The sequence below is a fragment of the Glaciecola sp. G7-5 genome (assembly GCF_055808975.1).
Window position 1 is genome coordinate 4899701 of record NZ_CM147892.1, and the last position, 13395, is coordinate 4913095.

11 protein-coding genes are annotated in these 13395 nt (G+C 43.4%); 3 read left to right on the top strand and 8 right to left on the bottom strand.

Annotated features, from left to right (window positions below):
• Positions 1–32: 32 nt before the first annotated feature.
• From cgtA to rplU, 3 genes are all read right to left on the bottom strand, one after another.
• Positions 33–1199 carry an Obg family GTPase CgtA gene (gene cgtA, locus AC0L6H_RS21490; protein ID WP_473391467.1) on the bottom strand — a complete coding sequence of 389 codons (1167 nt, stop codon included), beginning with the start codon at positions 1197–1199 and terminating at the stop codon, positions 33–35.
• 169 nt (positions 1200–1368) lie between these two features.
• Positions 1369–1623, bottom strand: a complete 255-nt coding sequence (gene rpmA, locus AC0L6H_RS21495; RefSeq protein ID WP_473391468.1) for a 50S ribosomal protein L27 — start codon at positions 1621–1623, stop codon at positions 1369–1371.
• A 28-nt stretch (positions 1624–1651) separates the two neighbouring features.
• Positions 1652–1963, bottom strand: a complete 312-nt coding sequence (gene rplU / locus AC0L6H_RS21500) for a 50S ribosomal protein L21 (protein ID WP_473391470.1) — start codon at positions 1961–1963, stop codon at positions 1652–1654.
• A 232-nt stretch (positions 1964–2195) separates the two neighbouring features.
• Here rplU and ispB point away from each other — a divergent pair, with 232 nt between their 5' ends.
• Positions 2196–3167, top strand: a complete 972-nt coding sequence (ispB, locus tag AC0L6H_RS21505) for an octaprenyl diphosphate synthase (RefSeq protein ID WP_473391471.1) — start codon at positions 2196–2198, stop codon at positions 3165–3167.
• A gap of 44 nt (positions 3168–3211) precedes the next feature.
• Here ispB and pepQ read toward each other — a convergent pair whose 3' ends face one another.
• Both pepQ and AC0L6H_RS21515 read right to left on the bottom strand, forming a co-directional pair.
• Entirely contained in the window at positions 3212–4540 is a 1329-nt protein-coding gene (gene pepQ / locus AC0L6H_RS21510; protein WP_473391472.1) for a Xaa-Pro dipeptidase, read from the bottom strand.
• 191 nt (positions 4541–4731) lie between these two features.
• Positions 4732–6636 carry a lytic transglycosylase domain-containing protein gene (locus tag AC0L6H_RS21515; RefSeq protein ID WP_473391474.1) on the bottom strand — a complete coding sequence of 635 codons (1905 nt, stop codon included), beginning with the start codon at positions 6634–6636 and terminating at the stop codon, positions 4732–4734.
• Positions 6637–7083: 447 nt separating this feature from the next.
• Here AC0L6H_RS21515 and fadB point away from each other — a divergent pair, with 447 nt between their 5' ends.
• Positions 7084–9234: a fatty acid oxidation complex subunit alpha FadB gene (gene fadB, locus AC0L6H_RS21520; RefSeq protein ID WP_473391476.1), complete on the top strand. Its 2151-nt coding sequence runs from the start codon at positions 7084–7086 to the stop codon at positions 9232–9234.
• Positions 9235–9269: 35 nt separating this feature from the next.
• Positions 9270–10433 carry an acetyl-CoA C-acyltransferase FadA gene (fadA, locus tag AC0L6H_RS21525; protein WP_473391477.1) on the top strand — a complete coding sequence of 388 codons (1164 nt, stop codon included), beginning with the start codon at positions 9270–9272 and terminating at the stop codon, positions 10431–10433.
• 143 nt (positions 10434–10576) lie between these two features.
• Here the strand turns inward: fadA and cspE are convergent, their stop codons facing one another.
• The 3 genes from cspE to AC0L6H_RS21540 form a co-directional block, all read right to left on the bottom strand.
• On the bottom strand, positions 10577–10786 hold the full coding sequence (cspE, locus tag AC0L6H_RS21530) for a transcription antiterminator/RNA stability regulator CspE (RefSeq protein ID WP_473391478.1): 210 nt from the start codon (positions 10784–10786) through the stop codon (positions 10577–10579).
• Positions 10787–11101: 315 nt separating this feature from the next.
• Positions 11102–11599 carry an acetolactate synthase small subunit gene (gene ilvN / locus AC0L6H_RS21535; protein ID WP_473391480.1) on the bottom strand — a complete coding sequence of 166 codons (498 nt, stop codon included), beginning with the start codon at positions 11597–11599 and terminating at the stop codon, positions 11102–11104.
• Positions 11599–13320, bottom strand: a complete 1722-nt coding sequence (locus AC0L6H_RS21540; RefSeq protein WP_473391481.1) for an acetolactate synthase 3 large subunit — start codon at positions 13318–13320, stop codon at positions 11599–11601. The genes ilvN and AC0L6H_RS21540 overlap by 1 nt, the downstream gene beginning before the upstream one ends.
• Positions 13321–13395 lie beyond the last annotated feature (75 nt).

A 13395-nucleotide genomic window follows, 5' to 3' on the forward strand; every position in this document is an offset into this window, starting at 1 on the left:
GGTTAACAATCTTAGATGATAAGGTGTAAACCTTATTCTCTTACATAAACAACATTTGGATGATCATCATCTTCATCATCGTCGTCAAAGTCGTCGTCATCATCTACATCAAGATCATCAAGCTCTGATTCGGTAGAACTCGACCAAGTAAAGCTAAGGTCATCATCGTCTTGAGCATTATAGTCTTCAACTGGCATCTCAATGAGAAATTGCATTATGTCTTGGCATAGCTCCATTGAGCCTAGCTTATGGAAAGCCGACATTTGGTAATAGTCTTCTTCCCAGCCCATTTGGTCGGCGATTTGCTGACACAACTCATCGGCCTCCTCTTCTAGCATCAAATCTACTTTGTTAAAGACTAACCAACGCGGCTTGGCAGCCAGCTTAGGGTTGTAGGTCTCAAGTTCATTAATAATAGTTAAGGCGTTTTCCACCGGATCGCTGCCATCAGCTGGCATGATATCGACCAAATGCAATAATATTCTACAACGTTCTAAATGCTTTAAAAACTGAATACCTAAACCAGCGCCTTCAGAAGCGCCCTCAATTAGGCCTGGTATGTCTGCAATCACGAAACTAGCCTGAGAATCAAGCCTTACCACACCTAAGTTAGGAACAAGGGTAGTAAAAGGGTAGTCAGCAACTTTTGGCTTAGCGGCCGATACAGAGCGAATAAAGGTAGATTTACCCGCATTGGGTAAGCCAAGCAGTCCAACATCGGCTAACAACATCAACTCTAGGCGAAGTTGCCGAATTTCACCAGGTGTACCATCTGACTTTTGACGCGGGGCTCGGTTAGTACTACTTTTAAATCGTGCATTTCCTAAACCATGAAAACCACCTTGAGCAACCTTCAGAGTTTGTCCATGACTAGTTAAATCACCAAGTACTTCGCCGGTGTCTTTATCGGTAGCCCGTGTACCTACTGGCACTTTTAAGTAAAGGTCTTCGCCTTTGCGCCCAGTACAATCACTACCTTGGCCGTTTTTACCGCGTTCTGCTCGATGAAAACGTTCAAACTGAAAATCAATCAGCGTATTAAGGTTTTCGTCACCTTCTAAGAAAACACTGCCGCCGTCACCGCCATCACCGCCATCAGGACCACCGTTGGGTATGTATTTTTCGCGCCTAAATCCAACGACGCCATTGCCACCGTCTCCGGCCTCAACGCGTATATCTGCTTCATCTACAAATTTCATTTGCTTAGCTTGTCCTGTATTGCTGCATGGGTAACCGACTTTCTTCTCTAGAGTATATCAGTTTTATTAAAGTTCGATAACTGGCCTTTTTAAAAACCTGTCTACCACAAATACCGAGGCAAAAAAAACCCCGCATTAGCGGGGTTTCTATATCGCTTACTAGACCGACTTACGCAACAATGCTTACGTATTTACGGTTTTTAGGACCTTTCACTTCAAACTGAACTTTACCGTCAGTAAGGGCGAAAAGAGTATGGTCACGACCAATACCCATGTTGTCCCCAGGATGGAATTTTGTGCCACGCTGACGAACAACAATGTTGCCAGCTAATACGTCTTGACCACCAAATCTTTTAACACCAAGGCGTTTGCTGATTGAGTCGCGACCGTTTTTGGTACTACCACCGGCTTTTTTATGTGCCATGAGTTCGTCTCCTAATACTTAATTATGACTATGCGTTTATCGCAGTGATTTTCACTTCTGTGAACCACTGACGATGTCCCTGTGTAGAGCGCGAATGCTTTCTACGACGGAACTTAACAATTTTAATCTTTTCACCACGACCATGGGTAACCACTTCAGCAGTAACTTTACCGCCAGCTACAAGGGGTGTACCAATTTTAATGTCGTCACCATTACTTACCATCAAGACGTCGTCGAACTCTACGGTTTCACCCGGAGCTATTTCGATTTTTTCAAGACGAACGGTTTGGCCTTCGGCCACACGGTGTTGTTTACCACCACTTTGGAAAACCGCGTACATATATTTCTCCGCACTGCGCAATCATGCGCTCAATTCAAAAAACAGGGCGCGAATTATAGGTAAACTTTCGCTTGGTTACAAGGAGAAATTGCACTTAATTTACGCAATTCCCAATTGGCGACTATTTTACGCTCACATAGCGCTTATTTTGCACTTAAAACAGCGACATAACTAGAGATACATTCTGATTAATGTAAAATGATTGTTGCCAATAATAAAATAAAAGAGCGGTATGGACCTTAGTCAAATAAAAACCTTGAGTGATCCCGACATGCAGGCGGTCAATAAACTCATCCAAGAACAAGTCTCCTCAGACGTTGTATTAATCAATCAACTTGGATTTTACATCGTCAATAGCGGTGGTAAAAGGCTCAGGCCACTCATCACCGTGCTTGGCGCACGAGCACTTGGCATAAAAAATAATGACCATCATGCACTTGCTGCCATTATCGAATTCATTCATACCGCGACTTTACTTCACGATGACGTCGTTGATGAGTCTATGATGCGCCGCGGTCGCGAAACCGCAAATGCGGTGTTTGGCAACCAAGCGTCGGTATTGGTTGGTGATTTTTTATACTCTCGCGCTTTTCAAATGATGGTCTCGTTACAACGTATGCCGGTAATGGATATATTATCGGATGCTACCAACCGCATCGCACAGGGCGAAGTGATGCAGTTAATGAACTGCAACGACCCTGACACCTCAGAAGAAAGTTATCTTGACGTCATTTATAGTAAGACTGCCCGCTTGTTTGAAGCGGCAACGCAACTAGCCGCAGTACTGACCGATCAAAGCGTTGAAATTGAAAAAGCCATGCAAGAATACGGTAGACATCTAGGCACAGCCTTTCAACTTATCGATGATGTGCTTGATTATGTGGCCGATGAACAAGATATGGGTAAAAAGGCCGGAGATGATTTGGCCGAAGGTAAGCCAACGCTGCCACTTCTGCATGCAATGTGGAATGCATCTTCTGATGATGCAAAACTTATTCGAAGTGCGATAGAAAACGCTGATGGCATGGTACATTTTGACAAAATTCTAGAGATTATGCACCAAGCAGGCTCTATCCAATATACTCAAGACAAAGCGATGGATGAAGCGAACAAAGCAAAAGCTGCTTTAGCGAGTATTCCAGACTCTGAATATAAAGAAGCCTTGCTTGGATTAGCTGACCTTTCAGTAAACAGGGGCAGTTAAGGCCCCTTACGGCTTATAACAAGCTAGTTAGCTTGTCTTATTAGCTATATATCCAGGCCTGCTTCTCGCGTCATATTTTCGTTGCGCTCACGGTGAACAATAATATTATCTTCAATCCTAACGCCACCGAAAGGCCGCATCATGTCAATAACATTCCAATTAACATATTTCGAATTCTCGCTGGATTTTAACTCGGCCAACAATGAATCAATAAAATAGATACCCGGTTCTACAGTAAACACATGCCTAGCTTCAATCACTCGTGTACAGCGCAAGAATGGATGTTGTTGCGGCGGTGGATTTGGCGTGCCGCGGTCATCACTACTGTGGCCTAGCACATCATGAACCTGCAATCCTAAATGATGTCCAATGCCATGCGGAAAGAAAGTACTCACAATAGATTTTGCAACCGCCTCCTCGGGTGACATATTTAAAACACCAAAATCGACTAGAATTTTAGCAACACCATAATAGGCTGCAACATGAATATCGACATAGCTCACCGATGGTTTCATTTTCTCTATTAGCTGCAAATTAAGCTTATTTACCGCATTAATCAAATCTGAAAATTCATTCTTTTGCGTCGTATAAGTACGTGTAATATCTGATGCATAGCCATGATAGCTGGCACCTGCATCAATCAAAAAAGATAGGTTTTGACTCGGCTTTTCGCTTTCAAGCACAGTGTAATGCAGTATTGCACTGTGTTCATTAAGCGCAATAATATTACCGTAAGGTACTTCATTATCACCCTGTTTGGCCGCTAAAAGATAAGCCTGATTAATTTCAAATTCACTCGAATGCTGAAAAAAAGTATCGCGAGCTGCTTTATGTGCATGCACTGCAATTTTGTTTGCTTGGCGCATACATGAAAGTTCATAGTCGGTTTTATATGCACGATGAAAGTGCAAATAATGCATTACCCTGTCAGGGTTGACTAATTCAAAGCCTAATGCCTTAGCGACCTCGATATACTCGCCTATGTAGGCATAACGACTCTTGTCATATGGCAAATGTTTTTCAACCAAATTTGCTTGCTTCAAATAAATAATATCGAAATGTTCAACCCAAAATTCCACTGGCGTTTGTGCAACCTTATGCCAAAAATCAACCGGTTGGAAAAACACTAGCTTTGGCTTATCGATGCCATTGACAATCAGCCAGCAATTAGGATTGTCAACAATAGGCACCCAAGCTTTAAATTGCGGGTTAACTTTAAATGGATAATTTGTATCATCTAAAAAGTGCCGTTTCCCTTGCCCTGAGTGAATGACTAAACCGTCAATACTTTCACGCGCTAAAGCTTCACGGGTTCTTTGTTGAAGTGTGTCGATATGCTGGGCGTACATAGACGCCAAAGAATCTTCTAACATGCGTTCTTTTTACCTTTTGATATTTTAGCTTTTGATTGCCAAACCTTTTGCTGTGCCTAACAACAAACTACAGTCTATTTTCAACTATCCTAGCATAGCGTACGCCGGTGAGGTCAATCTATTGCATGAAAATTACGTGATGTTAATTACGATGAAGGTGGTCAACCAGACCACGCAAATCATTTATTGGATTAAAGTGAAACGGGGATCTCGGTTTGAATGAAGTCTTCAAAAACAGTTGCCTTTTTTGACGCTGCTACGGTCGACAACACAACGTCATTATTGAGCTGGGCATGGTATATTTGCTTATATGCGGTAACCGCTTTGACATAGTTTCGAGTTTCCCTATATGGAATCAATTCTACCCAAATGTCAGAATCTAAGGCCTCGTTCTCTGGTAGCCATTGTTTTACTCGACGCCAACCCGCATTATATGACGCTGTTGCCAAAATCGCGTTATTATCTAGCTTGTCCATCAGGTAACGCAGGTATTTATTACCTAACTTTGCATTTGTCTCTACATCTAAAAGTTGACGCGAACTAACACGACGCTTTTCTAAATATGTTGCGGTACTTGGCAACAATTGCATTAAGCCCCTGGCATTTGCAGGTGACACCGCATCAGGCATAAATGAGCTTTCTCGTCTTGCGATGGCAAAGGCCCATTCAGGAGGGATATCGTTATTCGTAGCTGCGCGCACAATAATATCTTCAAAGGCTCTTGGAAAACGCTTAACCACATCATCAAGTGAATCTTCCCGCGAGAAGGTAAAAATTGCTTGGTCGTGCCATTCCCATGCACTGGCAATGACGCTACTTGCCAATTTATTCTCTGCGCTCAATTGTTTTTGCGTGTGGCGCCATTCTAAGCGAGCCTCATAATGGCGATTAAGTAATCGCAGCTCGTAAGCACGCTGACTAGATGGCAATGCCATTGTTTCTTGGACAACATGGTCGGGAACGCGTACTGGAGCATATTCAAGGCTATAGGGTTGGTCGGAGCGCGCACTTGCTAAAAAGCCATAGTAATGGCGCTGGCTTGCAAGTTGCTGATAAAGAATATCAGCTTCATCTTGGCGACCTAATTGTTCGTAAGCGCGCGCTAACCAGTAACTGTATTCATGCGTTGATACTTTTTGCGGAGCCGCATTTTCAATTAACAATATAATTCGCGCCCAATCTTGTTGACGCAATAAATAAGCAAGGTGCCAACGCATTACTTCTGGGTCATTACCTATCGCTGCAGCTTTAAGTAGCCATTTTTCAGCATCTTTTTGGTTGTCGACAGCTAACTTTATCCCAAACCTTTCATACACTCTGGCGCGCTGTTGCTGAGTAAAGATCATTCGTTGTTCAGCACGCTCCATCGTTTTAAGGGCAAGGCCTTGGTCGCGCCAGATTAAACGGGACAAACCATAACTGATAATATCTCCTTCAATCAAAGGGTACTGACCGCTAAACTCCTTAAGGTTACGCACATAAGACGGGTCTCGACGCGTTTTGTACCACAAATCTGCCAAATATTGCTTCTCTTTTGGCAACAGCGTTTTAAGATACTTGATAAGTGTATGACTGCCGCCATCAGCAGCCTTTTTAATTCGTAACAAAACGAGATCTTCAGTTAACTGACCTGCCGCAATCCACTTCTTAAAAACCCGGTCACATTGCTTTTCTTGTGATTTCCCAACTGTCCACAACTTAGCAATCTGCTCATACATTGGTTTAATATCTTCACCTAATTGTACTTGGAAGTCCAAGAAGGCACAGGCCAGTTTGGCTTCACTTGTAGGTAAATAATAAGATACAAATGTCTCAGTGCGCTTTCTTCTTTCTAGATAACGCAGCCAATTGCGCCTTAACTTTTTAGCTAAAGGGCTGCCGTCATAGCGCTTTAAAAAGGCGTTGATTGACGCTTCATCCGACAAAGAAATACGATCGCTTAGTTTGTGGTAAATCAAATAAGGGACGAGTGGATAGTCACCTAGTTCCTCTACCGCCTCAATCAACTCGCTATTATCCATTTGCCAGACTTGCTTTTCTAAACTTATAAATTCTGCGCGCTGGGCACTGCGGTCAGGCATCGTAAAAAGGCTCATTGCCTGTGCATCCTGAGCCAAAGAATTGTTGGCGAAAACAGGCCCAGCCAATAATAAGCAAAGCAATATTGATATTACGAAGGCATAAAAATGATGCTGACGCAAAAGACAACAATGCACTTTTTCAACATTAGATAAGTATATTAGCTTGGCGCCAATGAATTTAATGAGCAGTCTCCTGAAGTATACTGATAAAGAGATAAGTGCATATTGTGCACCAAACGAGCAAATAATACAGTGAAGATGAAATAAGTACTATATAGCACTAGCCACTGATAACTTGCTTGTGTCATTATTTATACAATGCCAATTGGCAATAGTTCGATATGTTGTGAAAAAATATTCAACATCCACCCTACTTTAGCATATGTTCTATATAGCATAGTTATCGGTAAAAGATGATTTATACTTGATTAGAATTTATTAAAACATGCACAGGAGATAATCATGATTTACGAAGGCAAAAGCCTTAGCGTAACATTAACTGACGACGGCATCGCCGAGTTAGTTTTTGATGCACAGGGCTCGGTCAATAAATTTGATCAACAAACAGTATCAGAGCTTGATCAAGCCGCTGCTGCAATCAAATCCAGTGATGGGATAAAAGGCGTATTAGTGCGTTCTGCAAAATCTACTTTTATTGTAGGTGCAGACATAACTGAATTCACCGCTTTATTTAGCATGCCCAAAACCCAAGTATTAGAATGGGTTGAAAAAACATCACAAGTGTTTGACCACTTCGAAGACCTGCCCATACCGAGCGTTTGTGCAATCAACGGATTCGCCTTAGGCGGCGGATTTGAAATGACTTTAGCGTGTGATTTACGTATTGCCGACACGACCGCGCGCGTCGGTTTACCCGAAGTAAAACTAGGTCTAATGCCTGGTTTTGGCGGCACTGTGCGCTTGCCTCGCCTGATTGGTTCTGACAACGCTCTTGAATGGATGACCACCGGCCGTGATCGCGATGGTCAAAAAGCCTTGCAAGAAGGTGCTGTTGATGCGGTCGTTTCAGCTGAGAAGCTGCATCAAGGAGCTCGTAGTATGTTACTTGATGCGATTGCAGGGAAATTCGACTGGAAAGCTCGCCGTGCGCAGAAAAAAGCGCCCCTAGCGCTTAATAAAAACGAAGCGATGATGAGCTTTTCGACCGCGGCGGCGATGGTTGCAGCTCAAGCAGGCAAACATTATCCAGCGCCTCATAAAATGGTAGAAACCGTACAAAAAGCCGCTAGATTAAGTCGTGATGAAGCACTTAAGCTAGAAAATGAAGGCTTTGTTGAGCTTTCAACGACCGATGCATGTCAAGCCCAAGTGGGCATATTTCTCGCAGACCAACTAGTGAAAAGCAAAGGCAAAAAAGTCGCCAAAGCCGCTACCAAAGATGTTAAAGAACATGCGGTGTTAGGCGCCGGTATTATGGGTGGTGGCATTGCCTATCAAGGCGCTGTAAAAGGTGTGCGCACTATCATGAAAGATATTGCGCAAGGTGCACTCGATTTAGGCCTGAATGAAGCGGCTAAGATTTTGTCAAAAGGCATGGAGCGCGGCAAAGTCGATGCGAAGAAGATGGCGTCGACCTTAAATAATATCGTCCCTACACTTGATATGCAGGCAATAAAAGATGCAGATCTGATTATAGAAGCGGTCGTTGAAAACCCCGAAATTAAAGCAGCGGTACTTCAAGAAACTGAACAAACGGTCGCAGAAGATGCCATTATTTGTTCCAACACTTCCACAATTTCAATCGATTTGTTAGCCAAGGCTCTAAAAAAACCTGAACGTTTTTGCGGAATGCATTTCTTCAACCCAGTACACAAAATGCCATTGGTTGAGATTATTCGTGGCAAAGCGACTTCTGACGCAACCATAGCGTCGGTGGTAGCAGCTACGTTAAAGATGGGCAAAACACCAATTGTGGTTAACGACTGCCCAGGATTCTTGGTAAATAGGGTATTATTCCCCTATTTTGCGGGCTTTAGTAAACTTCTAATTGATGGTGCTGATTTCACCTCTGTCGATAAGGTTATGGAGAAAGTGTTTGGCTGGCCTATGGGACCTGCCTTCTTACTCGATGTCGTTGGTATGGATACCGCAGACCACGCATCTGGCGTGATGTCGACTGGCATCCCTGAGCGTATGCAGAAAATTGAAAATGACCCTGTCACCCTGCTTTATAACGAAAAACGATTAGGCCAGAAAAATGGCAAAGGTTTTTATAATTATTCGCTCGACAAACGCGGTCGTCCAGCGAAAGTAGCTGCTGATGAAGCTTATGCGCTGTTTAGTTCTCATGTCGCATCAAAGCGCGATTTTGATACCCAAGAGATAATTGCTCGCGTAATGATTCCTATGGCAAATGAGGCCATTCGTTGCCTAGAGGAAGGTATCGTAGGAAGCGCCGCTGAAGCCGATATGGCATTACTTTATGGTTTAGGTTTCCCTCCATTTAGAGGCGGTATATTCCGTTACATCGAGACGATGGGCTTGTCTAGATTTGTCGCCTTGGCAGATAAATACGCAAGTTTAGGTCCTATTTATCAAATTAGCGATGGTGTGCGCGAAATGGCCGCATCAGGCAAATCATATTTTGCGTAAGCGATCTTATTCGCTTGTGCAATGAGGAGAATAAAATGAAAGATGTAGTGGTAATAGATTGTATACGCTCCCCAATGGGGCGTTCAAAAGGCGGCGTATTTAGAAATGTGCGCGCCGAAACACTTTCGGCTCACCTAATGAGTCAGTTATTAGTGCGCAATCCCAATGTTGACCCTAGTGAGATAGAAGACATAATTTGGGGCTGTGTGCAGCAAACGAAAGAACAAGGTTTTAATATTGCGCGTAATGCTCAGTTGCTCACGGATATTCCGCGTAGCACCGCAGCGGTAACCGTAAACCGCTTGTGTGGTTCTTCTATGCAAGCACTGCATGATGCAGTCTCAGGTATTATGAGCGGACGAGGTGATGTGTATATGATTGGTGGTGTTGAACACATGGGACATGTGCCAATGAATTACAACATCGATTTTCATCCTGGCCTGGCTAAGCATACGGCAAAAGCATCAGGCAACATGGGAATGACGGCTGAATTATTGGGCCGGCAAAACGGTATTAGTCGCCAAATGCAAGATGAGTTTGGTGCACGCTCTCACCAAAATGCACATCAGGCTCACTTAAATGGTGGCTGGGACAATGAAATTGTGCCTATAGAAGGACATGATGCTGATGGTTTGTTAACACTAGTGACCCATGATGAAGTTATACGTCCAGAAACCACGGTAGAGACCTTAGCGGGCCTTCGCCCAGTATTTGACCCTGTCAGTGGTTCAGTCACGGCCGGAACATCGTCTGCTATCTCAGATGGTGCATCTGCGATGCTAATTATGTCAGGTGAACGCGCTAAAGCCCTTGGTCTAACGCCCAGAGCAAAAATTAAAGCCATGGCGGTAGCGGGTTGTGATGCAGCAATTATGGGTTTTGGTCCGGTACCGGCAACACAAAAAGCGCTCAAACGTGCCGGCATGACAATGGACGACATCGAATTAGCTGAATTCAATGAAGCTTTTGCTGCACAAGCATTGTCTTGTATTAAACAACTAGGTTGGCTCGACGTTTATGATGAAAAAGTGAATCTAAAAGGGGGCGCAATAGCATTAGGTCACCCCTTAGGTTGTTCTGGGGCACGCATTTCAACTACCCTCATTAACGTACTAGAAGACAATAATAAGTCAGTTGGCTTAGCCACTATGTGCATTGGGTTGGGACAAGGAATTGCGACAATATTCGAAAGAGTATAAGTCTATGTCTGGTTTGTCTGCGCAGATTGCAGGCAAACTAGCACTTAAAAGAATAGAAACAGCAGATGTAAAAATGGCACGCATTGTTACCAATGTGTGCCATTTTCCTTAGAAACTTTGATCGTTCCTGATTTTTATAAAAACTAGATAGTTTCTACGTTTGCAGCTTGTAAGCCTTTCTGGCCTTCTTCTACTTCAAAAGATACTTTTTGACCTTCTGGAAGAGTTTTATAACCTTCTGCAACGATTGCACGGAAATGAACGAATACGTCCTTACCGCCATTATCTTGTGTTAAAAAACCATAACCCTTTTCAGGATTGAACCACTTAACTGTGCCTGTAACTTTAGACATGTAAACCTCAAATAAAAATAACTAAAACGCGCAACGATTTGCGCAATTGAATTTTTTGCAAGAGTCTTTCAAGAATGGATAACTTTGGAATAACATGTCAACACTGTACTGCAGGTGGAACAAAGGTTATATGTGGAGCTAACATCGAACTTTCAAAACATTTACTTACTAAAAACAACTGTAGTGTAGCACATTTTTGTAAACAAGCATGAAAATTCGAAAAATAATTTCGATTCATAGATGTAGTTGGGCATATACAAAGCAAAAAGGCACTTTGTAAAGTGCCTTTTTAAATCATACTCAAACATCGCAATGCTAAGGTCTAAGCGCGCGATCGCCTCGAGACAAGCCGCAAACGCCAGTTCTAGCAGATTCGGTAATGTCAGCACAATGTCCCATTACATCTGCAAATGCAGTAAGTTTGTCACTGGTCCCTGTTATCTCAATTGTATAATGCTGAGCGGTAACATCCAAAATACGCGCTCTGAAGATATCCACGTTCCGTTTTACTTCAGCACGGGCTATTTCGGTTCTGGTAGCAACTTTGATCAGCATTAGCTCACGCTCCACATGGGGCGCTTCAGTTAATTCAATAACACGTAAAACGTCAATCAGTTTATTTACCTGCTTGGTAATTTGCTCAGTTACCTTCTCGTCAGCTTGCGTAATGATAGTTAGACGAGACAAGCTCTCATCGCTCGTTGGCGCTACGCATAAAGAATCTACGTTGTAACCACGCTGAGAAAAAACACCTGCTATACGTGAAAGCGAACCAGGGGCGTTTTCCATTAATACAGAAATAATACGTCTCATTAGGTGCGCTCCGTCTTACTTAAACGCATGTCATCCATTGCGCCATATTTAATTTGCATTGGGTAAACGTGTTCACTTTGATCTACCATAATATCCATAAATACTAATCTATTTGTCTCCGCGAAACAGCGCTTCATTGCGTCGTCCAAATCTTCAAGTTTATCTACACGTATACCTACATGTCCATAAGCTTCAGCAAGCTTCACAAAGTCAGGCATAGAGTCCATATAAGAATGAGAATGACGGCCCTTATAGTTCATATCTTGCCATTGTCTGACCATACCAAGGGCACGGTTATTCAAGGAGATGACTTTAATTGGCAAGTTATATTGCAAACAAGTTGATAGTTCTTGAATGTTCATTTGTATACTACCGTCACCGGTAATCACCACTGAACAAGCATCTGGATGAGCAAACTGAACGCCCATAGCGGCGGGCAAACCAAATCCCATCGTTCCTAACCCGCCTGAGTTGATCCAGCGGCGCGGTTTAGCGAAAGGGTAGTATAGCGCCGCAAACATTTGATGCTGTCCAACATCAGAGCTTATGTATGCATCGCCATTAGTGTGTTTATATACTGACTCAATCACGGTTTGTGGTTTAATCACGCCAGTGTCGGGCTGCGTAAAGCCTAGGCACTTGCGTTCCTTCCATTCAGCAATTTGGCTCCACCAGTCTTTGAGCTTAACTTTTTGCTCTTCAGGATTAACGTCATCCATGTGGCTAAGCAACTGTTTACACACTGTGTCAACCGAACCAACAACAGGAATATGCGCTTTCACAATTTTAGATATAGAAGCGGGGTCGATATCGACATGAATAATGTCAGCATGTGGGCAAAACTTATCAACGTTGTTGGTAACGCGGTCGTCAAATCGAGCGCCTAGCGCAATAATGCAGTCAGCGTTATGCATTGTTTTGTTAGCTTCAAGCGTACCGTGCATTCCCAGCATGCCTATAAACTGCTCATGCACACCAGAAAATGCGCCCAAGCCCATCAGAGTACAAGTAACCGGTGAATTTAGTTTTTCAGCAAGTTGGGTTACTAAACCGTTAGCCTCAGCGGTAATCGCTCCGCCGCCCACGTATAACACAGGGCGTTTTGCTTTTTTCATGCTCGCAAGCGCTTTGTTTATCTGTTTACTGTGCCCTTTGACGGTAGGGTTGTATGAACGCATGCTTACATCATCAGGGAAAACGTATTCGTGCTCTTCTTGTACGTTTACTAAATCTTTGGGCAAATCAACAACAACTGGGCCCGGACGACCAGAGTTCGCAATGTAATAAGCTTTCGCGATTGCCATTGGAATATCGGTGGCTTTTTTCACCAAGAAGCTATGTTTTACTACTGGACGCGAACAACCCACCATGTCGGTCTCTTGGAAAGCATCTTCGCCAATGTGCATTGACGGTACTTGACCCGACAATATGACCATCGGAATCGAATCCATATAGGCAGTTGCAATACCTGTCAGGGTATTTGTCGCGCCAGGGCCTGAGGTCACTAAAACAGTGCCTGTGCGGCCAGTTGAACGAGCAAAACCGTCAGCCATGTGAGCTGCGCCTTGTTCATGACGAACCAGAATGTGTTTTACAGAATCCTGCGCAAAAAGGGCATCATAAATATCTAAGACCGCACCGCCGGGATAACCGAAAACATGAGTAACACCAATATCTTTTAAGGCTTCTACTACCATAGCAGCGCCTGACATCATTCGCACCAGAATGACTCCTCATTTTTTAGTTTAGTTTGATAGCCGAGAATATACCTCAGCATGCGTTAAGAAAAAACACCG

What these genes read in the sequence shown, in the direction of transcription:
- cspE (WP_473391478.1), bottom strand. Translation starts at nt 10,786, where the DNA reads ATGTCTAAAGTTACAGGCACAGTTAAGTGGTTCAATCCTGAAAAGGGT.
- fadB (WP_473391476.1), top strand. Translation starts at nt 7,084, where the DNA reads ATGATTTACGAAGGCAAAAGCCTTAGCGTAACATTAACTGACGACGGC.
- cgtA (WP_473391467.1), bottom strand. Translation starts at nt 1,199, where the DNA reads ATGAAATTTGTAGATGAAGCAGATATACGCGTTGAGGCCGGAGACGGT.
- rplU (WP_473391470.1), bottom strand. Translation starts at nt 1,963, where the DNA reads ATGTACGCGGTTTTCCAAAGTGGTGGTAAACAACACCGTGTGGCCGAA.
- AC0L6H_RS21515 (WP_473391474.1), bottom strand. Translation starts at nt 6,636, where the DNA reads ATGAGCCTTTTTACGATGCCTGACCGCAGTGCCCAGCGCGCAGAATTT.
- ispB (WP_473391471.1), top strand. Translation starts at nt 2,196, where the DNA reads ATGGACCTTAGTCAAATAAAAACCTTGAGTGATCCCGACATGCAGGCG.
- fadA (WP_473391477.1), top strand. Translation starts at nt 9,270, where the DNA reads ATGAAAGATGTAGTGGTAATAGATTGTATACGCTCCCCAATGGGGCGT.
- rpmA (WP_473391468.1), bottom strand. Translation starts at nt 1,623, where the DNA reads ATGGCACATAAAAAAGCCGGTGGTAGTACCAAAAACGGTCGCGACTCA.
- pepQ (WP_473391472.1), bottom strand. Translation starts at nt 4,540, where the DNA reads ATGTTAGAAGATTCTTTGGCGTCTATGTACGCCCAGCATATCGACACA.
- ilvN (WP_473391480.1), bottom strand. Translation starts at nt 11,599, where the DNA reads ATGAGACGTATTATTTCTGTATTAATGGAAAACGCCCCTGGTTCGCTT.